Annotated in this window: 17 protein-coding genes and 1 riboswitch; of the genes, 8 read left to right on the plus strand and 9 right to left on the minus strand. The window is 72.2% G+C overall.

What is annotated here, in order from left to right; translation table 11 throughout:
* Positions 1-2 precede the first annotated feature (2 nt).
* Genes AB0M93_RS31065 through AB0M93_RS31075 form a run of 3 tightly spaced genes read right to left on the minus strand, consistent with a single transcriptional unit; the run spans position 3 to position 5,397 of the window.
* Entirely contained in the window at positions 3-764 is a 762-nt protein-coding gene (locus AB0M93_RS31065; protein ID WP_364279710.1) for an alpha/beta fold hydrolase, read from the minus strand.
* Positions 761-1,024, minus strand: coding sequence for an acyl carrier protein (locus AB0M93_RS31070; protein WP_364279713.1), 264 nt, complete (start codon positions 1,022-1,024; stop codon positions 761-763). Before AB0M93_RS31070 ends, AB0M93_RS31065 begins: the two co-directional genes overlap by 4 nt.
* Positions 1,021-5,397 carry an amino acid adenylation domain-containing protein gene (locus AB0M93_RS31075; RefSeq protein WP_364279715.1) on the minus strand — a complete coding sequence of 1,459 codons (4,377 nt, stop codon included), beginning with the start codon at positions 5,395-5,397 and terminating at the stop codon, positions 1,021-1,023. The genes AB0M93_RS31070 and AB0M93_RS31075 overlap by 4 nt, the downstream gene beginning before the upstream one ends.
* A 174-nt stretch (positions 5,398-5,571) precedes the next feature.
* Here AB0M93_RS31075 and AB0M93_RS31080 point away from each other — a divergent pair, with 174 nt between their 5' ends.
* The 3 genes from AB0M93_RS31080 to AB0M93_RS31090 are packed head-to-tail and all read left to right on the plus strand — an operon-like array spanning position 5,572 to position 8,390.
* Complete coding sequence (locus AB0M93_RS31080) at positions 5,572-6,741, plus strand: aminotransferase class I/II-fold pyridoxal phosphate-dependent enzyme (RefSeq protein ID WP_364279718.1); 1,170 nt, start codon at positions 5,572-5,574, stop codon at positions 6,739-6,741.
* Between the two features lie 12 nt (positions 6,742-6,753).
* Complete coding sequence (locus AB0M93_RS31085; protein WP_364279720.1) at positions 6,754-7,401, plus strand: helix-turn-helix domain-containing protein; 648 nt, start codon at positions 6,754-6,756, stop codon at positions 7,399-7,401.
* Positions 7,398-8,390: a pyridoxal-phosphate dependent enzyme gene (locus AB0M93_RS31090; RefSeq protein WP_364279723.1), complete on the plus strand. Its 993-nt coding sequence runs from the start codon at positions 7,398-7,400 to the stop codon at positions 8,388-8,390. Before AB0M93_RS31085 ends, AB0M93_RS31090 begins: the two co-directional genes overlap by 4 nt.
* A gap of 22 nt (positions 8,391-8,412) precedes the next feature.
* On the opposite strand, the gene AB0M93_RS31095 is transcribed toward AB0M93_RS31090, so the two are convergent.
* Genes AB0M93_RS31095 through AB0M93_RS31110 form a run of 4 tightly spaced genes read right to left on the minus strand, consistent with a single transcriptional unit; the run spans position 8,413 to position 11,912 of the window.
* Positions 8,413-9,903: a precorrin-2 C(20)-methyltransferase gene (locus AB0M93_RS31095; protein ID WP_364279725.1), complete on the minus strand. Its 1,491-nt coding sequence runs from the start codon at positions 9,901-9,903 to the stop codon at positions 8,413-8,415.
* The gene (locus AB0M93_RS31100; RefSeq protein WP_364279728.1) at positions 9,900-10,523 is read right to left on the minus strand and encodes a precorrin-8X methylmutase; all 624 of its coding nucleotides are present in this window, start codon (positions 10,521-10,523) and stop codon (positions 9,900-9,902) included. The genes AB0M93_RS31095 and AB0M93_RS31100 overlap by 4 nt, the downstream gene beginning before the upstream one ends.
* Complete coding sequence (locus AB0M93_RS31105; RefSeq protein ID WP_364279731.1) at positions 10,520-11,593, minus strand: precorrin-3B synthase; 1,074 nt, start codon at positions 11,591-11,593, stop codon at positions 10,520-10,522. Before AB0M93_RS31105 ends, AB0M93_RS31100 begins: the two co-directional genes overlap by 4 nt.
* 4 nt (positions 11,594-11,597) lie before the next feature.
* The gene (locus tag AB0M93_RS31110; protein ID WP_364279733.1) at positions 11,598-11,912 is read right to left on the minus strand and encodes a DUF6191 domain-containing protein; all 315 of its coding nucleotides are present in this window, start codon (positions 11,910-11,912) and stop codon (positions 11,598-11,600) included.
* Positions 11,913-12,022: 110 nt separating this feature from the next.
* Between AB0M93_RS31110 and AB0M93_RS31115 the strand changes: the two genes are divergently transcribed.
* Genes AB0M93_RS31115 through AB0M93_RS31125 form a run of 3 tightly spaced genes read left to right on the plus strand, consistent with a single transcriptional unit; the run spans position 12,023 to position 14,033 of the window.
* Positions 12,023-12,949, plus strand: a complete 927-nt coding sequence (locus AB0M93_RS31115; protein ID WP_364279736.1) for an ABC transporter ATP-binding protein — start codon at positions 12,023-12,025, stop codon at positions 12,947-12,949.
* Positions 12,946-13,797: an ABC transporter permease gene (locus tag AB0M93_RS31120; protein WP_364279738.1), complete on the plus strand. Its 852-nt coding sequence runs from the start codon at positions 12,946-12,948 to the stop codon at positions 13,795-13,797. The genes AB0M93_RS31115 and AB0M93_RS31120 overlap by 4 nt, the downstream gene beginning before the upstream one ends.
* A gap of 2 nt (positions 13,798-13,799) precedes the next feature.
* On the plus strand, positions 13,800-14,033 hold the full coding sequence (locus tag AB0M93_RS31125) for a helix-turn-helix transcriptional regulator (protein ID WP_086857807.1): 234 nt from the start codon (positions 13,800-13,802) through the stop codon (positions 14,031-14,033).
* Here AB0M93_RS31125 and AB0M93_RS31130 read toward each other — a convergent pair.
* A complete protein-coding gene (locus tag AB0M93_RS31130) occupies positions 14,030-14,758 on the minus strand; it encodes a hypothetical protein (protein ID WP_364279741.1) in 729 nt (242 codons plus the stop codon). The genes AB0M93_RS31125 and AB0M93_RS31130 overlap by 4 nt on opposite strands.
* An 86-nt stretch (positions 14,759-14,844) precedes the next feature.
* A riboswitch (cobalamin riboswitch) is annotated at positions 14,845-14,916 on the plus strand.
* A gap of 49 nt (positions 14,917-14,965) precedes the next feature.
* Between AB0M93_RS31130 and cobN the strand changes: the two genes are divergently transcribed.
* Both cobN and AB0M93_RS31140 read left to right on the plus strand, forming a co-directional pair.
* Positions 14,966-18,529: a cobaltochelatase subunit CobN gene (cobN, locus tag AB0M93_RS31135; protein ID WP_364279743.1), complete on the plus strand. Its 3,564-nt coding sequence runs from the start codon at positions 14,966-14,968 to the stop codon at positions 18,527-18,529.
* Positions 18,530-18,756: 227 nt separating this feature from the next.
* Positions 18,757-19,962 carry a chitinase gene (locus AB0M93_RS31140; protein WP_364279746.1) on the plus strand — a complete coding sequence of 402 codons (1,206 nt, stop codon included), beginning with the start codon at positions 18,757-18,759 and terminating at the stop codon, positions 19,960-19,962.
* Positions 19,963-19,966: 4 nt separating this feature from the next.
* On the opposite strand, the gene AB0M93_RS31145 is transcribed toward AB0M93_RS31140, so the two are convergent.
* Entirely contained in the window at positions 19,967-21,058 is a 1,092-nt protein-coding gene (locus tag AB0M93_RS31145) for a dihydrofolate reductase family protein (RefSeq protein WP_364279749.1), read from the minus strand.
* Between the last annotated feature and the right edge of the window lie 52 nt (positions 21,059-21,110).

A 21,110-nucleotide genomic window follows, 5' to 3' on the forward strand; every position in this document is an offset into this window, starting at 1 on the left:
GTTCACGCCGCCCTGTTCACGGCCGCGGTCGTCCGGACCACCGCGGCCAGCGCGCGCAGGACCACGGCCTCGTGCTCCCGGAAGTAGAAGTGGCCGCCGGGGAAGTGCCGCACGGTGATCGCGCCGGTGACGTGCTCCTGCCAGGCGCGCAGCTCGGCTTCGCCGATCGCGTCGTCCCGGCCGCCGAACACGGTCAGCGGCACGGGCAACGGTGGTTCGGGCCGCCACTCGTAGGTTTCCAGGACCTGGTAGTCGGCGCGGAGGTACCGGGCGACCATGGCCGTCAGTTCCGGGTGGGCCGCGATCTCCGGGGGCAGGCCGCCGTGCCGGCGGTCCACCTCGCCGATCAGCTCGCTGTCCGGCAGGTGGTGGACGGGCGGTTCGGAGCGCCGCGTCGAGGGCGCCGGGAAGCCGGAAACGACCAGGCGCTCGGGCAGCCGGCGCCCGGTGCGGCGCAGCTCGCGGGTCACCTCGTAGACCACGAGCGCACCGAGGCTGTGCCCGAACACCGAGTACGGCTCGGTGGTGGGCATGGCGTCGACCACCTCGGCGACCAGTTCGGCCATGCCGGACAGCACCGGCTCGGACAGCCGCGATCCGCGGCCGGGCAGCTGGACGGCGCTGAGGTCGACGTCCGGCAGCCGGCGCGACCACCGGACGAACTCCGCCGCCGAGCCGCCGCCGTGCGGAAAGCAGACGAGCTTCGGGCGGCCCGGCCGCGCCTGGCCGCGGATGAACCACCGGCTGGTGGCACGTGGCTTCACGGACGCTCGCCTCCCACCGCTTCGACGGCGACGAGGTGCTCGACGACCGCGTCGATCGTCGGGGCGGTCAGCACCTCGATCGGCTGCACGGTCCGGCCGAGCACCACCGACAGGTCGGCCACGAGCACCAGCGTCATCGCCGAGTCGATGCCGAGCGACTCCCAAGGGGCGCCCGGGTCGACCTCCTCCGGGCCGATGTCGAGGACGTCGGCGACGAACGTCCGCAACCACGCCCGGAGGTCCAGCTCGTCCGCGTTCACGATGCGATCTCCGTTGCCTCGGGAAGCAGCTCGGAGGGTCCGAGGATCTGCTCCAGGTAGCCGTCGAGCCGTTCGACGGTCGGGTATTCGAGCACGGTCGCCACGGCGACCGTGGTGCCGAACGCCGTGGAGACGAGGGCGACCAGCCGGGCCGCGAGCAGCGAGTCGCCGCCGGCTTCGAGGAAGTCGTCGCCCAGGTCGGCGTGGCTCAGCCCGAGCACCGTGCACCAGATCTCGACGAGCTTGCGCTGCCGGTCGGTGCGCGGCGGCTTGGCCGGGCGGCCGTGCCGGCCGCTGCGGCCGCGCGCCTTCGCGAGCGTGGCGCGGTCGACCTTGCCGGTGCTGGTGAGCGGGAGCTCGTCGATGGCGTGGATCGTGCTGGGAACCATGTGCTTCGTCAGGTGCAGCCCGAGGAACGCCCGCAGCAGTTCACCGTCGAAGCGGCGGCTTTCGTCGGGCGCGCGCCCGGCGATCACGTCGAAGCCGACCGACGCCATCCCGCTGCCTTCGGGGGTCAGCACGGCCGTGTCCGCGAACCCGGCCGCCGCCAGCTCCGACCGCCAGGTGGCCGCGTCGAGCAGCGGGTGCGCCGAGCGCAGGCCGGTGTCTTCGTAGCCGTCGAACCCCTGCTGCAACCCCATGGTCAGGTCGAACCAGTCGTGGAACGCCGTCTGCTCGACCAGCAGCAGCATCCCGCCCGGCGCGAGCACCGACCGCAGGTTGCCCACCGCGCGCCGGATCTGCTTGGCGTCGTGCAGCATGCTGCCGGCGACGACGAGGTCGAACGACCGGCCGTCGAACCCCTGGATGTCGGCGGGCTTGTCGACGTCGAAGAGGTCGAAGCCGATGTTCGGGTAGTCGGCGTACTGCTCCCGGGCCCGCTCGGTGAAGTAGGTCGAGATGTCGGTGAACGTGTACTCGGCCCGCTCGGGCAGCTGCGGCACGACGTGCTTGGTCAGCGTGCCGTAGCCCGCGCCGACTTCCAGGATCCGCAGCGGCTTGCCCTCCGGCCAGGCGGCGGTGACGCGCCGGATCGCTTCCGCGGCGGCCAGGTGCACCGGACCGAACAGGTGCTCGTAGACCGCCGGGGTGCGGTCGTTCGCGTACAGCTCGGCGGAGTGCATGTCCTGCGTGAGCACGCCCCCGACGTTCGCTGCGATGGTCATCAGCCAGTCGGTCAGGTCGGCGGGCACGCCCAGTTCGCCACCGAGCACCCGGTGGGTCGCGGCGACCAGTTCCGGCGGGATCTCCGCCGGCAGCCGCCCGGGGAGCATGCCCCGTTCGCCCAGGTTGGCGGCCGCGCGGTGCAGCCACCGCTCGTACCGGTCCGCCACGCCGGCCGACCGCAGCAGCGCCGGGACGTCGACCTCGCCGGTCACGCCGAACGAGGTCAAGGCGACGCCGGCCGCGTGGACGTACACGTCGTTCAGCTGCTGCCAGGCCGCGGCCAGCTGCGCGGCCGACGGGCCGGTCGAGGGCAGGGTGCCGTCGCACAGCGCGCGCCACGACCGCTCGGACTCCTCGGGATCGGCGCTCTCCTTGCGGTACAGGGATTCCGGTCCGTCCACGGCGTCACGGCTCGGGATGACGTAGCCGAGCAGCTGAGCGCCGGCGCCGTCGTCGTCCGCCTTGACGGCGACCGCGCGGTCGACCCCGGGGTGCTGGGCGAGCACGGCTTCGATCTCGCCCAGCTCGATCCGGTGCCCGCGGATCTTCACCTGCCCGTCCCGGCGGCCGAGGAACTCGATGATCCCGCCGGGCAGGTACCGGCCGTAGTCGCCGGTGCGGTAGAGCCGCACGCCGGTCACCGGGTGCCGGAGGAAGCTCGCGTCCGTCTTGGCCGGGTCGCGCCAGTATCCGCGGGCCAGGCCGCTGCCCTCGATGTACAGCTCGCCCGGGACCCAGTCCGGGCAGGGCCGCAGTCCCGCGTCCAGCACGTGGAAGCGCTGGTTCCGCAGCGGGACGCCGTAGGGGATGCTGCGCGTGCCTTCGGGCACTTCGTCGACCTGGTGGTAGTTCGACCAGATGGACGCCTCGGTCGCGCCGCCCATGCTGATCACGGTGGCCGCCGGCCAGAGCGTGTGGATGCGGTCCGGCAGGTCGACCGGGATCCAGTCGCCGCTGAGCATGACCAGCCGCAGCCCCTCGGGCACTTCGCCGACGGCCTCGATGTGGTCGACCAGCATCTGCATCTGCGCCGGCACGGAGTTCCACACGGTCACCCCGTGCTCGCTCATCAGCTCGGCCCAGTGCGCCGGCTCGCCCGCCTGGTCCGGGTCGGGCAGCACCAGCGCCGCGCCGGTGCCCAGGGCACCGAACAGGTCGTACACCGACAGGTCGAAGCTCAATTCGGCCAGCCCGAACACCCGGTCGCCGTCGGTCACCCCGAACCGCTCGGTGATGTCGGCGACGGTGTTCAGCGCGGACCGGTGCTCGATCATCACGCCCTTGGGCCGCCCGGTCGAGCCGGAGGTGAACAGCACATAGGCCAGGTCGGACGGCTCGGCGGTGCTCGACGGCGGGGTGGCGACGGCTTCGAGCCGGTCGATCGGCACCAGCGTCGTGGCGCAGGGGGTCCAGTCGAGCTGCTCAGCCAGCCGGGACGTCGTGACCACCGTCGTCGCCTGGCCGTCGGCCAGGATCGCGTTGCGCCGCTGGGCCGGCAGCCCCGCCCCGGCCGGCAGGTAAGCCGCGCCGGCGAGCAGGACGCCGTAGGCGGCGGCGACCTGGTCGGCGCCCTTGTCGAGGCTGATGCCGACCAGCCGGTCGCGCAGCGGGAAGCCGTCGCCCGAGCGGCGAATCGCTTCGGCTACGGCGCCGGCCCGGCCGGCGAGCTCGCCGTAGGTGACGGTGCCGGTGCTGGTGACGACCGCCGGCCGCTCCGGGTGTTCGGCGGCCACGGCCAGGAACGGCTCGTGCAGCAGTCCGTCGGGCAGCGGCCCCGCGGTCCGGTTCACCTCGTCGCGTTCGGTGAGCTGGTACCGCGGCGGCGTGACGCGCAGTTCGCCGTCCCAGCAGGCGTTTTCGGCCGCGAGCCGCTCCACCAGCCCGGTGTAGGCGGCGAACATGTCGTCGAGCAGGTTCGCCGGGAACAGCTCTTCGACGACGTCCCACGTCAGGTCGAGGGAGCCGGTGAAGTCGACGACCTGGTGGTCGAACCAGACCTGCGGGGTCTGGCTGATCCGGTAGGTGATGTCGCCGAAGAAGTCACGCGGGCCGGAGACGTCGGCGACGGTGCCCAGGCCGCTGGTGAACACGACCGGCATGGTCCCGAACGCGGTGTCCAGCCCGAGGCGGCGCCGTTCGCGCAGCGCGTGCAGCGCGCTGACGTGCCGGTGGCGCAGGTCCTGCTGGAGCTGGCGCTGGGTGGTGCGCACGCGCTCTTCGAACGTGCCCTCGGCGGTGTCGACCTCCAGCAGGCAGATCGACGTGAAGTCGCCGACCACCCGGCGCAGGTGCGGGTGCAGGCCGCGGTGGCCTGCGCCGTCTTCGGCGAGCAACAGCGGGAGCCGGTTGAACAGGGTCAGGTTCAGCGTGAACTTCAGCGTCCCGCTCCACGCCGCGAGCACCTCGGAGAACGCGGTCGCCAGCACGGTCGTCGGGGTCAGCCCGCGTGCCTCCGACCGGTCGCGCAACCGCTTCCAGGCGTCCGGCTCCAGCTGGAACTCGCGGTGGGTGAACCGCGGCTTGTGCACCGCGACCGGCGACGCAGCCAGCGGAAGGTCCGGTGGCGGCGCGAGCGTGGCCGCGCGCGAAGTCCAGTACTCCAGGGCCCGCTGCGTACGCGGTGAATCGGCGTTGCGCTCCAGCGCGAGCACGTAGTCCAGGAAGGTCACGTCGATCGGCGGGAGCTCGTGCGCCGGGTTTTCGCAGAGCAGCTGCCATTCGCTGAACAGGACCGTGACGCTGGCCAGGTCCACCATCAGCAGGTCGAGGCTGATGTGCAGGCGGTCGGCGTCGGCGAGGCGGGTGATGCGCAGGTCGAACAGCGGCCACTGGGCCGCGTCGTACACCCGGTGCGACATGTCCGACCGGATCTGCTCCAGCCTGCCCTCGACCTCGTCCGCCGGCGCGTCCCGCAGATCGACGACCTCGATGGCGAAGCGGGGCACCTCGGGCAGCACGCGCTGGTTGCCGTCGGTGCCGACGACCGCCCGCAGCATGGGGTGCCGGTCGATGAGCCGGTTCCACGCCGTGGTCAGCGCGCCGGTGTCCAGGCGCCGGCCCTCGAGCTCGAAATAGGCGTGCGGCGCCACATTGCCCAGCACGAAGTTCGGTCCCCGGCCGACCCAGTACGCGTACTGGATTTCGGTCAGCGGGAAGGGACTGTCGCCGTGATCCTCGGCGGGATCGCTCATCTCTCGCTCGGCCATCCGGATCGTGTTCCTCTCCGTCCCCCGACACGGGGTCACTGCGGGCCAGCATGGTGAGTGCGTCAGCGGGAAGCACCTTCGGGCGTGCTGTGCGCCGCGAGCATGACCAGAGATGACAACGCCTTGCCACCGTGGTGGTCTTGGGCCATGCGCGCATCGCGAGGGAGCCGGTCCGTGATCTTCGACCGGCTCGACGAACGCACCCTGCGGTTCCGACCGGGGGTGAAGTGGAGCTCGCCCGCGCCCGACGTGCTGCCGGCGTCCATTGCGGACATGGACTTTCCCGTCGCGGAGCCGATTCTCGCTTCCGTGCGCGGCTACCTGGACCTGGGCGACCTCGGCTATCCCGATTGGACGGTGGGCAGCCCGTTGCGCCGGGCGTTCGCCCAGCGGATGAACGCCCGCTACGGCTGGTTGCCGGCCGAGGAGCACGTCCGCGAGTTCACCGACGTCACCCACGCCTTGCGGACGATGCTGGAGCTCAGCACCCGGCCCGGCGACGGCGTCGCGCTCCACACGCCGGCGTTCGGGCCGTTCCCGCAGATGATCGCGCAGCTGGGCCGGCGCCTGGTGCCCCTGCCGATGACCGGCACCCCGGCGGGCTGGGCGTTCGACGCCGACGACTTCGCCCGGCGCGCCGCGCGCGAAAAGTGCCGGGCCCTGGTCCTGGTCAATCCGCACAATCCGACCGGCCGGGTGTTCACCCGCGCCGAACTGCTCGCCCTCGGCGAAATCGCCGAACGGCACGGCCTGACGGTGATTTCGGACGACCTGCACGCCGACCTCACGTTCGCGCCGCACCGGCACCTGCCGTTCGCGTCGCTCGATCCCGCGCTCGAAGCGCGGACCGTCACCATCTACGGCGCGAGCAAGGCGTACAACGTGGCCGGCATGCGTTGCGCCGTGGCACATGTGGGTCCGTCGGCCCTGCGGGAGAAGCTCGCCGCGCTGCCGCCCGGGCCGAACGTGAACGTGCTCGGCATGCGCGCGACCCTGGCCGCCTGGACGGAGGCGTCCGACTGGCTGGACACCGTCGTCGGCTACCTCGACCACAACCGGCGGCTGATCGCCGGCGTACTCGCCGAGCGGCTGCCGGAGATCCGCTACCGCATGCCGGAGGCGACGTATCTGGCGTGGCTGGACTGCCGGGCCCTCGGCTGGGGTGACGATCCCGCCGGGTACTTCCTCGAGCGCGCCAGGGTCGAGCTCTACGCCGGCACCAAGTACAACCCGGGCGGCGACGGGTTCGTCCGCCTCAACTTCGGCACCGCCACCCCGGTCCTGCGCACGATCCTCGACCGGATGACCGACGCGGTCGCCGCCACGCGGCGGCTGGCGAGCTGAGAGGAACCCGGCATGACAGACCGATCGCTCGGGCAGTTCTGCGGCCTGGCGCGAGCTTTCGAGATCATCGGTTCGCGGTGGTCCGTGCTCGTCGTCCGCGACCTGATGGTGGGGCCCAAGGACTTCGCCGAACTGCACGAGACGCTGCCGCGGGTGAGCGCGGAGATCCTGGAGCGCCGCCTCGGCGAGCTCGTCGAAGCCGGTGTCGTCCGGCGCGGCGAGTCGGGCGCCTACGAGCTGACCGGCTACGGGCGGGACCTGGAACCGGCCCTGGCCGAGCTCGGCCGGTGGGGCGCGCGTTCGCTCGGCGATCCGCGTCCCGGCGACCTGTTCTCCCTCGACATCGCCATCATGGCCCTGCGCTCGACGTTCCGCCCGGACCACGCCCGCGGCGTCCACGCGAGCTTCGAGGTGCGGTTCGGCGAGCTGGTGGTCGGCGCCCGGGTCGAGGACGGCGTGCTCACGGTCGAGGAAGGCGAGCTGCCCGGCGCCGATCTGGTCATCGAGACTCCGCTGCTCAAGCACCTGATGGCGGGCGAGCTGAGCCCGACCGAGGCGCTGTGGCTCGGTCTCGTCGAAGCCCACGGCGACCCGGGCCTGATCACCACGTTCGTCCGGCTCTTCCCCATCGGCCCGGCCCCGGAAAGGATCGGCTCGTGATCGAGAACTGGCACGGTCTCGAACACCCGCGGCTCGTCGCGGAGAAGCTGCTCGAGGGCTTCAGCGATCTCCCGGTCCTCGACTGCGGGCCGATCGCCGGCGGCCGGGGCCGGCTGCGCGCGATCTACGGCATGACGACGACGGAGTCGAGCTTCAAGTCGATCCTCGGGTTCGGCATCCTGCTGCTCGCCTACGAAGCGGGCCTGCTCCGCCCGGGCCAGACGGTGATCGAGTCCACGTCGGGTTCGCTCGGGGTGAGCCTGGCGCTGGCCGGCAAGATCCTCGGCAACCCGGTGGAGCTCGTCACCGACCCGAACATCCCGGCGATCACCCGGCGCAAGATCGAGCTGCTGGGCGCGAAGCTGCACCTCGTCAGCGGCCCGCACCCCACCGGCGGCACCCAGCAGGCCCGGGTGGAGCTGCTGGACGCGCTGCTGGCCGAACGGCCCGGGATGCACTGGACGGACCAGAACAACTCCGATCTCAACCCGGCGGTGTACCGCCGCTGGCTGGTGCCGAGCATCGAGCCGAAGCTCGACCTGGACTGGATCGACGCGGCGATCTTCGTGGTCGGCACCGGCGGGCACTTCGTCGGGTTGTCGGAAATGCTGTGCCGGCACGGGATCCCGTGCTACGTGGCCGACCGCGTCGGCTCGGCGACCTTCGGCGGCGAACCGGGCCCGAGTATCCTGCGCGGCATCGGTAACACGAACGCGGTCCCCGCCGTGATCGGCTCCGCCATGCACCTGGTGGAGGACGTGTTCTACTCGTCCGACGAAGAGGCGGCCGAAGGGGTACGCGAACTCGCCGGCCGCGGCGTCTACGCCGGGGGCACGTCGGGCATCGCGCTGCGGGGGGCGGCCAAGCTGGTGGCGGCCACCGGCGCCCGCAACATCCTGACCTTCTTCCCGGACCGCGGCGACCTCTACGGCGACGTCTTCCTCGGCGCGTCACCGCAGCACAGCGAAGTGCTCCTCCCCGCGGTCTAGCTCCGGCGCCCCCGGCCTCACGTCAGTAGCTCCGCGGCGTCCAGACGATGCCGTTTTCCGCGCGGGTCTTCGACGAGCCGACGATCAGCAGGCACCGCATGTCCACGGTGGACGGATCCAGGTCACCCAGCGTCGTGATGCGGATGTCCTCCTCCGGGCCGCCCACGTCGCGGGCCACCACCACCGGCGTCTCCGGCGCGCGGTGGCGGAGCAGCACGGCACGGGCGTCGGCCAGCTGCGTGGTCCGGGTACGGGACGCCGGGTTGTACAGCGCCAGCACCAGGTCCGCCGCGCCCGCCGCGTCGAGGCGCTTCTCGATGATCTCCCACGGCTTGAGCCGGTCGGACAGCGACAGCACGCAGTAGTCGTGGCCCAACGGCGCACCCACCCGGGACGCCGCCGCCTGGGCCGCCGTCACGCCCGGGACGATCCGGACCCGGACGTCCGCTCCATGGCCGGCCGACACCTGCTCCAGCACCGCCGACGCCATCGCGAACACCCCCGGGTCGCCCGAGGACACCACCGCGACCCGGGCGCCGGAAGCGGCCAGGGACAGCGCCTCGCGCGCCCGGTCCGCCTCCACCCGGTTGCCCGACGCGTGCCGCTGCTGACCCGCCTTCTGCGGCACCCGCGCGACATACGGGCCGTACCCGACGATGTGTTCCGCAGCCGAAAGCTCCGAAGCAGCCTCGGGCGTCAGCCACTCGGGACCCGCCGGACCGAGACCCACGACGACGACCTCGCCGGCCGAATGCGGGACAGCAGGCGCAGGAGCGGGCGGCGACTGACGCGACGCGTACGCCGGCGAAGGCAGCAACGCCAGCGAGAAGTACGGCACCGTCGAAGGATCCACCGACGCCAGGGGCTCGATGCGCTGCTGCCCCCAGGTCGCGCGCTCGACGTACACGGCGTCGTCCAGCTTGCCCGCCTCCGCGAACGCCTCCCGCACCGACGAGAACGTCCGGCCCAGCTTCAGCACCGCCGCCGCCTCGGTGTCCGCCAGGCGCCGCGCCAGCTCCGGAGCCGGGAGGGTGCCCGGGAGGACCGTCAGGACCTCGTCGCGCTGGACCAGCGGGCGGCCGAGGACCGACGACGCCGCGCTCACCGACGTCACCCCCGGCACGACCACCGCCTCGAACCGGCCCGAAAGCCGTTCGTGCATGTACATGTACGAGCCGTAGAAGAACGGGTCGCCTTCGCAGAGCAGGACCACGTCGCGGCCCGCGTCGAGGTGCTCGGCCAGCCGCTTCGCGCTCAGCTCGTAGAAGTCGGCGATCGCGCCCTCGTAGCCGCCCGGGTGGTCGGTCGTCTCGGTCGTGACCGGGTAGACGAGCTTCTCCTCGATTTGCCCCTCGCGCAGGTACGGCTCGGCGACCGACCGCGCGATGCTCCGGCCGTGGCGCGCGCAGTGGTAGGCGATCACCGACGCCTCGGAAATCAGGCGGGCGGCCTTGACCGTCATCAGTTCCGGGTCGCCGGGGCCGAGCCCGACGCCGTACAGCGTGCCGGTCATTCTTCCGCGCTCGCGAGTGCGTTGATCGCCGCGACGGCCATCGCGCTGCCGCCGCGCCGGCCGTGCACCACCAGGTACGGGGCCGGGGCCTGCTTCGCCAGCTCCACTTTGGACTCCACCGCGCCGACGAAGCCGACCGGGACGCCGATGATCGCCGCGGGCGCGCCGACGCCTTCGTCGAGGATCTCCAGCAGGCGGAACAACGCCGTCGGTGCGTTGCCGATGGCCACGACCGAGCCGGGCAGCTTGTCGCGCCACAGTTCCAGCGCCGCCGCCGAGCGTGTGGTGCCCATGCGTTCGGCCAGACCGGGCACAGCAGGGTCCGAGAGCGTGCAGAGCACCTCGTTGTCCGCGGGCAGCCGGCGGCGGGTGACGCCGCTGGCGATCATCTGCGCGTCGCACAGGATCGGCGCGCCCGCTTCGAGGGCCGCGCGGCCGGACTCGACGACGTCGAGCGTGTAGCGCAGGTCGTCGACCAGATCGACCATGCCGCAGGCGTGGATCATCCGGACCGCCAGCCCGGCCACGTCGTCGGGCAGGATCGCCAGGTCCGCCTCCTCGCGGATCGTGGCGAACGAGTGCCGGTAGATCTCGGCACCGTCCCGCAGGTAGTCGATCACAGCTTCCCTTCCATCTCGTCGAGCGGCACCCAGCGGCCGTCGATGCGGTAGCCCCCGGCTTCGGCGACAACGTCCACATGGGACTGCGACGGCTTCCCGCACCGCCGTTCGCAGCCCGAGAAGTGCGCGCGCAGGCCCGGCCGGAACACCGCGTCGGCCCGGACGTCGGCGCGCGACTTCGCGCAGCCCGGGCGCCCGATGCACGCGGTGGTCCCCAAGGCTTCGCCGCCGAAACCCAGCCGCTCGAAGACGTCCTCGGGCGCGTCCGGCAGGACCACCGACTTCCACGGCGTGACCAGCGCCGTCCCGAACTCCGCCAGCGCCCGCGCCTGTGCCGCGGACAGCTGCCCGAAGCGCGGCACGACACCGGCCGCGAAGCCGCCGTCCCGCTCGATGAGCCCGGCCGGGACCTCGGCCGGCGTCCGCGGCACCGGCGTCCCGCGCCAGGCCGGGTCGTCGAGCTCGGCGACGCGCCAGGCGGCCCCGCGGACCCGGCAGAACTCCCGGGCGACGTCGAGCAGCACCGTCACGGCGTCGGCGCGCGCCACCCGCCGTCCGGTGTCGCCGCCCGCGAGCAGCAGAGCCCCCGTTTCGGCATCGAGAGCGCGCCAGCAGACGTCGGCGCCTTCGCCCGCGACGTCACCGCGGCCGTCGTCGAAGGCGAAGAGGAACCGTCCCGGCAGCGACGCCAGTTCCGGCGTCGAACACAGCCCGGCGTCCAGCGACGCCGCCAGGCCGCGGACGTCGGCGAGACCGCCGCGCACCCCGCTCAACGGCGACGCGAGGACGTTGCGGACCCGCTCGTGCGACGGCGACGGCAGCAGGCCGGCGTCGGTCAGCCGCGCCGCGAGGCCGGGCCGGGTGACGCCGCGCAGCTGGACGTTGCCACGCGAAGTGAGGTGGAGATCGCCGTCGCCGCAGGCTTCCGCCGCGTCCGCCAGCGCGCGCAGCTGCGCTGCGGAAATCGTGCCGCCGGGCAGCCGGACCCGCGCGAGTGGGCCGTCGGCGGCGTCGTGGGGTGCGAAAACACCGGGGCACGCGTCGGCTCGCACACGTGCTGGGGTCGGCATGGGGTCACTGTAGCTGGCGGTTCCGGCCCTCCGGCGGCTCCGGACGGGGCCGGATCCGGGCCGTGCCGGCGTCCAGGTCCACGTCACGCCAGGGTCGCGCGCCTTCGGCGTCCTGCTCGACGAGCATCGACATCGTTTCCCGGTGTTCCAGCTCACGCCGCTTGGTCCCGTAGAGGAACGCGGTGGCTTCTTCGATGTAGGTGGCGGACAACCGCGCCTTCAAGCGCGAGCCGTTCTTGCGCGGCCGCAGTTCGATCGCCGCCGTGACCAGCAGGATCACCACGCCGCCCGGAAGGGCCAACCCCAGCCAAGTTCCCATGCCCGGGCGAACCGAGTGACCGGCGGTCAAGTTCCCGGGACAGCAGAAGTCTCATCGAATGTAGTAGGTGTGCTACATTCGATCGCATCAGTCAGATGGGGGTAACCGCGATGAGAGATCCGGCCGATCCCGTCGTCCGCGTGCGCGGGCTGCGGATGCGCTACGGCACGAACGACGTGCTCCACGGCGTCGACTTCGAGGCGTACCGGGGTGAAGTCGTCGGCCTGCTCGGGCCGAACGGCGCGGGCAAGACGACGACGATCGAGATCCTCGAAGGCTTCCGCATGCGGTCGGCCGGCGAGGTGAGCGTGCTGGGCACCGACCCGGCCCACGGCGGCGAGGACTGGCGGGCACGCCTGGGGGTCGTGCTCCAGTCCTGGCGCGACCACGGGAAGTGGCGCGTCCGCGAGCTGCTCGCGCACCTCGGCCGGTACTACGCGCCGTACTCGACGCCGGCCCGTCCGCGGCCGTGGGACGCCGGCGAGCTGATCGAGACGGTAGGGCTCACCGAGCACGCGGACAAGAAGCTCAAGCAGCTCTCCGGCGGCCAGCGGCGGCGCCTCGACGTCGCGATCGGCATCGTCGGCCGGCCCGAGCTGCTGTTCCTCGACGAGCCGACCGCGGGGTTCGACCCGGAGGCGCGGCGCGAGTTCCACGAGCTGGTGCACCGCCTGTCCGACGAGCTCGACACGACGATCCTGCTCACCACGCACGACCTCGACGAGGCCGAGAAGCTGGCCGACCGGATCCTCATCCTCAACGGCGGCCGGATCATCGCCGACGGCTCGGCCGACCAGCTCAGCCGGCAGATCTCCGGCGAGGCCGAGGTCCGCTGGAGCGTCGGCGGCCAGCGGTTCGTGCACTCGACGACCGAGGCGACGAAGTACGTGTACGACCTGTTCAAGCAGCACGGCGACGCCGTCGAGGACCTCGAGGTCCGGCGGGCGTCGCTGGAGGACACCTACATGACGCTGGTCCACCGCGCGGAGACCGGCGGCGAGACGGAGCTCGGGCTCCAGGAAGCGGGTGCGCGATGAACGCCAGGACCGTCGCCCTGCGCTCCGGGCTGGCCCGCGGCTGGATCGAGTTCAAGCAGACGTGGTCCAACCTCGACGACGTCATGGGGCAGCTCGTCTTCGTCGCGCTCTTCCTCGGTACGTTGTTCTTCATGCGCAACGCCACGCTGCCCGGCACGTCGTTCTCGCTCGGCGCGGCGACCGTGCCCGGCGTGCTCGGCGCCGGCATCGTGTTCAACGGCCTGACCGGCGCGGCGGGCTACCTGGCCGTGGACCGCGAGGACGGCACGCTGTTGCGGGCGAAGGCGACCCCGAACGGGATGCTCGGCTACCTCATCGGGAAGACGACGGCGCTGTCGCTGGCTCAGCTCACCAGCCTGGCCGCGGTCCTGATCCCCTGCGTGTTCGCGTTCTCGGGGCTGGCCCCCGACGGCGTCTGGTCGTACCTGCACCTGCTCGGGGTGCTGGTGATCGGCATGGCCGCCACGATGCCGATCGGCGCGGCACTGGGGTCGCTGACCAACAGCCCGCGCTCGATCGGGCTGATCACGCTGCCGGTCATGGGCATGGGCGCGATCTCCGGCATCTTCTACCCGATCACCGCGCTGCCCGGCTGGGTGCAGGACATCGCGCAGGTGTTCCCGATGTACTGGCTGGGCCTCGGGATGCGGTCGGCGCTGCTGCCGGACAGCGCGGTCGTCGTCGAGATCGGCCAGTCGTGGCGGCCGCTGCCGACCCTGGCGGTGCTCCTCGCGTGGGCGGTGCTCGGCGTCGCGCTGGCCCCGGTCCTGCTCCGCCGCATGGCGCGGCGCGAGGCCGGCTCGTCGCTGGCCGAACGGCGGCAGAGGGCCATGCAGCGTGTGGGGTAGTGATGAGTGAGGTCGTCTACAACCGGATCGCGATGCTGCGCGCGGAGCGGTCGATCTCGCGGCGGCAGCTGGCCGACGCCCTCGGGGTGCACTACCAGACGATCGGCTACCTGGAGCGCGGCGAGTACAGCCCCTCGCTGTACCTGGCGCTGCGGATCGCGGAGTTCTTCGAGGTCTCCGTCGAGGTGCTGTTCTCGACGAAGCCGTTCCCCCGGCTGGGTGAGCGGTCCGCTTAGGGCTTGCGCAGGTCGGCTTCGGCGAGCGCGTCGACGACGGCGTCGCGGCGCGTCTCGCGGGTGGTCCGGTTGAGCTCGACGTGCAGGAACGGCGTCCCGCCGGCGGCCTGGCTCTGGACGTTCGTCGTCCCGGCCAGGCCGCGGCAGGGCTGGGCCCACGCCCGGCAGACGCGGAACCCGGCGGATTCGAACGCCTCCGCCGCCCGGCGGGCCGCGTCCCCGACGTCCGCGGCCCCGGCCGAGACGACGACGTCGGCGGCGGGGAGGGTCCGGTCGTTGAAGCCGTGCAGCTGGACCTGCGGCAGGCCGCGCCGGGCCAGCAGCGTGGTGACGATGTGGAAGACGGTTCGCGGGTCGTGCGCGGGGTCTTCGCGGCGGCGGTGGGCGCCGTTGACCGCGAGAACCGCGCCCGGAGTCCGCTGGTGGAGGGCCAGGCCGAGCAGCTCGGTCCGCAGGTCGGAGGCGGCGTGCGGGACCTCGATCACCAGGGACGGCGGCGCCGATCGGTCGATCGCGTAGAGCCCCCAGGCGCGCTCGGAGCCGGGCTCCTGGACGACGAGGGAGTCACCGGTCACGGAGAATCCCAGGTCAGGCAGGGTGTGGGGACGGCCGTCGAGCAGGGCCGCGAAGCCGATCCGAGCGGTTTCGAGCTCGGCCGTCGTGGGGCGGCGGTACGGCTGGCGGGCGGACTGCGCGGCGGTGAAGCTCCGGAGAAGGGATTCCAAGCCGCCAGGTTACCCGGGGCAACGTCACCTTGACGCGCCTCGACCGGCACCGGAGAGTGGGTGCGTTACCCACGCGTCGGCAGGTGGAGGAACCCGGTGGAAGTCCGGGGCGGTCCCGCCACTGTGACCGGAGAGTGATCTCCGGGAGCCAGGAACTCCGGCCGGCGCGACCGTCGACCCGGGGCGCGGACCCCGAGGAGGAACCTCGTGATCCTGCTTCTGTCCACTTCGGACACCGACCTGCTCAGCGCGCGTTCGGCCGACGGCGAGTACCGGCTCGGCAACCCGTCCCGGCTCGACATCGCCGAGCTGCCGGCGCTGCTCGACGGCGTGCGCATCGTGGTCGTCCGCATCCTCGGCACGCCGCGGACCTGGCAGGAGGGCCTGGACACGCTGCGGGCGTCGGGCGCGCACGTCGTCGTCCTCGGCGGGGAGCAGACGCCGGACGCCGAGCTGATGAAGCTCTCGACCGTCCCGGCCGGCATCGCCGCCGAGGCGCACGCCTACCTCGCCCAGGGCGGTCCGGCCAACCTCACCCAGCTGCACCGGTTCCTCTCCGACACGCTCCTGCTCACCGGCGACGGCTTCGAGCCGCCCGCCGAGCAGCCCGCCTGGGGCGTCCTCGAACGTCCCGCGAAGGGCGACGGCCCGGTCATCGGGATCCTGTACTACCGCGCGCACCACCTGTCCGGGAACACCGCGTTCGTGCACGCGCTCGCCGACGAGGTCGAGGCCGCGGGTGGGCGCGCGTTGCCGGTCTACTGCGCGTCGCTGCGGACCCGCGAGCCGGAGATGATGGCCGAGCTGGGGAAGGTCGACGCCCTGCTGGTCACGGTGCTGGCGGCCGGCGGCACGCGGCCGTCCGAGGTGGGCGCGGGCGGGGACGACGAGGCGTGGGACGTCGCCGAGATGGCCGCGCTCGACGTCCCGATCCTGCAGGCCCTGTGCCTGACCAGCGACCGCGAGACGTGGGCGGCGAACGACGACGGCCTCTCGCCGCTCGACGCCGGGAACCAGATGGCCGTGCCGGAGTTCGACGGGCGGCTGATCACAGTGCCGTTCTCGTTCAAGGAACTCGACGAAGACGGGCTGCCGCGGTACGTGCCGGACGCCGAGCGCGCGTCCCGCGTCGCTCGTATCGCGCTGGCGCACGCCCGGCTGCGGCACACGCCTCCGGCGAAGCGGCGCATTGCGCTGATGCTGTCCGCGTACCCGACGAAGCACTCTCGCGTCGGCAACGCGGTCGGGCTCGACACGCCCGCGTCGGCGATCGAACTGCTGCGGCGGATGCGCGAACAGGGTTACGACCTCGGACCGGACGCGTTCCCGGGCGTCGACCCGACCGGCACCGACCAGCCCGACGGCGACGCGCTGATCCACGCGCTGATCGCCGCCGGCGGCCAGGACCCCGAGTGGCTGACCGAGGAACAGCTGGCCGGGAACCCGATCCGGGTGCCCGCGGCGCGGTACCAGGAATGGTTCGACGCGCTCCCGGCCGAGCTGCGCTCGGGGGTGGAAGAGCACTGGGGCCCGGCACCCGGCGAGCTGTACGTCGACAACGGCGACATCGTGCTGGCGTCCCTGCAGAGCGGCAACGTGATCATCATGATCCAGCCGCCGCGCGGGTTCGGCGAGAACCCCGTGGCGATCTACCACAACCCGGACCTGCCGCCGAGCCACCACTACCTGGCCGCGTACCGGTGGCTCGAGGAGGAGTTCGGCGCGCACGCCGTCGTCCACCTCGGCAAGCACGGGTCGCTGGAGTGGCTGCCGGGCAAGACCGCGGGGCTCTCGGCGTCGTGCGCGCCGGACGCCGTCCTCGGGAACCTGCCGCTGGTGTACCCGTTCCTGATCAACGACCCCGGCGAGGGCGCGCAGGCGAAGCGGCGGGCGCACGCGACGATCGTCGACCACCTGATCCCGCCGATGGCGCGCGCGGAGTCCTACGGCGACATGGCGCGGCTGGAGCAGCTGCTCGACGAGCACGCGAACATCGCGGCGATGGACCCGGCGAAGCTGCCGGCCGTGCGCCAGCAGATCTGGACGCTCATCCAGGCGGCCAAGCTGGACCACGACCTCGGCATCGAGCAGCGGCCGCACGACGCGGAGTTCGACGACTTCCTGCTGCACATCGACGGCTGGCTCTGCGAGGTCAAGGACGCGCAGATCCGCGACGGCCTGCACGTCCTGGGCGCGGCGCCGACCGGTGAGGCCCGCGTCAACCTGGTGCTGGCGATCCTGCGCGCGTCGCAGATGTGGGGCGGCAAGCAGGGCGCGGTGCCCGGCCTGCGCTCCGCCCTGGGGCTCAAGGAAAACGCGCCGACGTCCGAAGTGGACGCGGTGGAGAAGACGGCGCGCGAACTCGTCCAGACCATGGAGATGCGGGGCTGGGACGCGACCGCGGTCGCGTCGGTCGCCCCGGACGCGCAGGTGGCGAAGGTGCTTTCGTTCGCGGCGGAGGAAATCGTGCCCCGGCTGGCGGGGACGACCGCCGAGCTCGACGCCGTGCTGCACGCGCTCGACGGCGGGTACATCCCGGCCGGCCCGAGCGGGTCGCCGTTGCGCGGGCTGGTCAACGTGCTGCCGACGGGACGGAACTTCTACACCGTCGACCCGAAGGCCATCCCGAGCCGGCTGGCCTGGGAAACCGGGCAGGCGCTGGCGGATTCGCTGCTTCGCCGGTACCGGGAGGACACCGGAGACTGGCCGCGGTCGGTCGGGCTGTCGGTGTGGGGCACGTCGGCGATGCGGACGTCCGGCGACGACGCCGCGGAAGTCCTGGCGCTGCTGGGCGTCCAGCCGATCTGGGACGAGGCGTCCCGGCGCGTCACGGGCATCGAGGCGATCCCGCTCGCCGAACTGGGCCGGCCCCGGATCGACGTGACCATCCGGATCAGCGGCTTCTTCCGCGACGCGTTCCCGCACGTGATCACCCTGCTGGACGACGCCGTGCGGCTGGTGGCCTCGCTGGACGAACCCGAGGACGAGAACTTCGTCCGCGCGCACGTCTCGGCGGACCTGGCTTCGCACGGTGACGTCCGCCGCGCGACGACGCGGATCTTCGGGTCGAAGCCGGGCGCGTACGGCGCGGGCCTGCTGCCGCTGATGGACAGCGGGAACTGGCGCGACGACAAGGACCTCGCGGAGGTGTACGCGGTGTGGGGCGGCTTCGCGTACGGCCGCGACCTGGACGGCCGCCCGGCGCGCGAGGACATGGAGAGCTCGTACAAGCGCATCGTGGTCGCGGCGAAGAACACCGACACGCGCGAGCACGACATCGCGGACTCGGACGACTACTTCCAGTACCACGGCGGGATGATCGCCACGGTCCGCGCGCTGACGGGCGAGGCACCGGCGTCCTACGTAGGCGACAGCACGTCCCCGGACGCGGTCCGCACGCGCACGCTGGGCGAGGAGACGGCCCGGGTGTTCCGGGCCCGCGTGGTGAACCCCCGCTGGCTGGCGGCGATGCGCCGGCACGGCTACAAGGGCGCGTTCGAGCTGGCGGCGACGGTGGACTACCTGTTCGGCTTCGACGCGACCGCCGGCGTGGTCGGCGACTGGATGTACGAAAAGCTGACCGAGTCGTACGTGCTGGACGAGGTCAACCAGGAGTTCCTGCGCCAGGCGAACCCGTGGGCGTTGCGCGGCATCGTGGAGCGGTTGAACGAGGCGGCGGACCGCGGCCTGTGGGCGGAACCGGACCCGGCACTGCTCGAGCAGATGCGCGAGGTGTACCTGTCGCTGGAGGGCGACCTCGAGTCGGAGTGAGCCGGCCCGGGCACTCGTGGACCGCGCTGCGTGGGCTGCGCACGTGCCGCCGCCGGAGGTGGCGCGGTCGCCGGCTGACCCGTTCTCCCGCTCGTCTCGTGGACAAATTTCGGATATTCCGGCGCTTTTCGCCCACCGGATCCCCTGAACCGACTTTCGCGCCTTGACTTCGTCAATGGTCTAGTCCAATGATCTGACCACCTCGATCCCCTCCGGGAGGACAGATCATGCGCAAGAGCAGACTGGCCGCCGCCGGGCTCGCCGCCGCCACTTTCGCCGCCACCGCCGTCAGCCTCGTGCTCGGCGCACCTTCGGCGACCGCGGCGTTGAGCACCAGCTGGTACGCCGCGGCGCCGTACCTGATGCCCCAGAGCAACAACCCGCCCGACCCGATCACCGTGATGAACGCGACCGGGCTCAAGGCGTTCCAGCTGGCGTTCATCCTCGCCCCGAACGGCGGTGGCTGCAGCCCGACCTGGGACGGCACGTCGGCGGTCTCGTCCGACACCGCGGTCGCGGGCGTGATCTCGCGCATCCGCGGCGCGGGCGGCGACGTCTCGGTGTCCGTCGGCGGCTACGGCGGCACGAAACTCGGCCAGACCTGCGGCACGGTGGCCGCCACGGCCGCCGCCTACCAGCAGGTCATCACGAAGTACTCGCTCAAGGCGATCGACTTCGACCTCGAAGAGCCCGAGTACGAGAACACCGCGGCGATCGCGAACGAACTCGGCGCGGCGAAGACGCTGCAGGCCAACAACCCCGGCCTGTTCGTGTCGGTGACCATGCCGGGTACCGCGGCCGGCACCGGCTGGTTCGGCACGCAGCTGCTCGACCAGGCGAAGTCGATCGGCTTCAGCCCGAACAACTTCTCGATCATGCCGTTCGACGGCGGCTTCAACGGCGGCTCGTCGCAGGTGTCGGCGCTGGAAGCGCTGCACGGCCTGCTGATGTCGCACATGGGCTGGGACAGCGCGACCGCGTACTCGCACGAAGGCTTCTCCGGCATGAACGGCAAGTCGGACGCGGCCGAGATGTTCTACACCTCCGACTTCCAGACGGTGTACGACTACGCGACCAGCCACGGCCTCGGCCGCTTCACGTTCTGGTCGGTCAACCGCGACCGGCCCTGCGTCGGCACGACGGACAACGGCGTCTGCAGCAACGTCCCGCAGAACGACTGGGACTTCACGAAGTTCAGCGTCCGGTTCGCGGGCGCGACCCCGCCGCAGACGACGCCGCCGGTGACGACGACCCCGACCACCCCGGGCGGCGGCACCTGCACCGCGGCGGAGTGGGACCGCACGAAGGTCTACGTCAAGGACAACGTCGTCTCGCACAACAGCCACAAGTGGACGGCGAAGTGGTGGACGCAGGGCGAGGAGCCCGGCACCACCGGCGAGTGGGGCGTCTGGCAGGACAACGGCGCCTGTTAGCGGCCTAGAAGTCGAGGTGGGTGTTCTCGCGCTGGACCTCCGGTGTCAGCGCGGGCACCTCGACGACGTGCCGCCCGGCCTGCCGCAGCAGCTCGGTACCCCGGGCGTCGACGAAGACGGGCGGCTCCCGCCAGGCGAACACCACCCGCGGGATCCCGGCGTCGAGGATGAGCTGGGTGCAGCTGCGCGGGTGGGAACTGCGGTGGCTGCACGGTTCCAGCGAGCTGTACATCGTCGCGCCGGCCAGGCGCGGGTCGCCGGCGCACTTGGCGAGGGCGGCCTCTTCGGCGTGGTTGGCGGGGTCGCCTTCACCGGAGTGCCCGGTGGCGACGGCCTCGCCCCCGGCGTCGGTGATCACGGCCCCGACCCGGAAGGTGTGGCTCGGCGGGCATTCCGCGGCGAGGGCGATGGCTTCCTTGAGGCGCTGGACGTCCCGGCCGGTCGGTTCGGCGGCCGCGCGGTACTCGAGGATCGCCATGCCCTGCAGTTCGTTCGCCCGGACGAGCGTGAGCGGCCGCGGGTAGAGCCCGGGCCCGACGAACCGCGGCGCGTCCGGCTGCCCGACGAAGAACGGCGCGATCGCGAGCCGCAGCTCGTCGGCGAGCCCCTCGGTGAGGAACCGGGTGTGGATCCCGCCGCCGCCCTCGACCAGCAGGTTTTCGATCCCGCGCGCGCCGAGGTCGTCGAGCACGCGCCCGAAGTCGGGTGGATTCCCGGCGTCGACGACGGTGGCGACGTGCTTCAGGCCGTCAGCCGCCCCGGGCGGCGCGTAGACGATCTTTTCGGTGTCCCCCACGGTGAAGAACTGCGCGTCCGGGTCGAGGCCGCGGGTGGTCACGGTGACCTTGACGGGTTGTTCGGGCTTGCCCTGCTCCAGCCGTTTCCGCCGCAGCTCCGGGGAGCGGACGAGCAGCCGCGGGTTGTCGGCCCGGACGGTCCCGGCCCCGACGAAGACGGCGTCGGCCTCGGCCCGCAACCGGTCCACGACGGCGAAGTCGTCCTCAGTGGACAGCACCAGCCGCTCGGGTGAGATGTCGTCGAGGAAGCCGTCGAGCGACTGCGCGGCGGACAGCAGGACGTGCGGCCGGGAGATCACCGGGCCCAGTATGCCGTAACACCGCGGGCGATCCCCGCGTCCTACGACGTAT

The sequence above is a fragment of the Amycolatopsis sp. NPDC051102 genome (genome assembly GCF_040682815.1).
In the GTDB taxonomy this organism is placed as follows: domain Bacteria; phylum Actinomycetota; class Actinomycetes; order Mycobacteriales; family Pseudonocardiaceae; genus Amycolatopsis.

Excerpts from the sequence above, each read along its gene's own strand:
- AB0M93_RS31075 (WP_364279715.1), bottom strand. The coding sequence starts at position 5,397 with ATGGCCGAGCGAGAGATGAGCGATCCCGCCGAGGATCACGGCGACAGT.
- AB0M93_RS31085 (WP_364279720.1), top strand. The coding sequence starts at position 6,754 with ATGACAGACCGATCGCTCGGGCAGTTCTGCGGCCTGGCGCGAGCTTTC.
- AB0M93_RS31095 (WP_364279725.1), bottom strand. The coding sequence starts at position 9,903 with ATGACCGGCACGCTGTACGGCGTCGGGCTCGGCCCCGGCGACCCGGAA.
- AB0M93_RS31105 (WP_364279731.1), bottom strand. The coding sequence starts at position 11,593 with ATGCCGACCCCAGCACGTGTGCGAGCCGACGCGTGCCCCGGTGTTTTC.
- AB0M93_RS31110 (WP_364279733.1), bottom strand. The coding sequence starts at position 11,912 with ATGGGAACTTGGCTGGGGTTGGCCCTTCCGGGCGGCGTGGTGATCCTG.
- AB0M93_RS31115 (WP_364279736.1), top strand. The coding sequence starts at position 12,023 with ATGAGAGATCCGGCCGATCCCGTCGTCCGCGTGCGCGGGCTGCGGATG.
- AB0M93_RS31120 (WP_364279738.1), top strand. The coding sequence starts at position 12,946 with ATGAACGCCAGGACCGTCGCCCTGCGCTCCGGGCTGGCCCGCGGCTGG.
- AB0M93_RS31125 (WP_086857807.1), top strand. The coding sequence starts at position 13,800 with ATGAGTGAGGTCGTCTACAACCGGATCGCGATGCTGCGCGCGGAGCGG.
- AB0M93_RS31140 (WP_364279746.1), top strand. The coding sequence starts at position 18,757 with ATGCGCAAGAGCAGACTGGCCGCCGCCGGGCTCGCCGCCGCCACTTTC.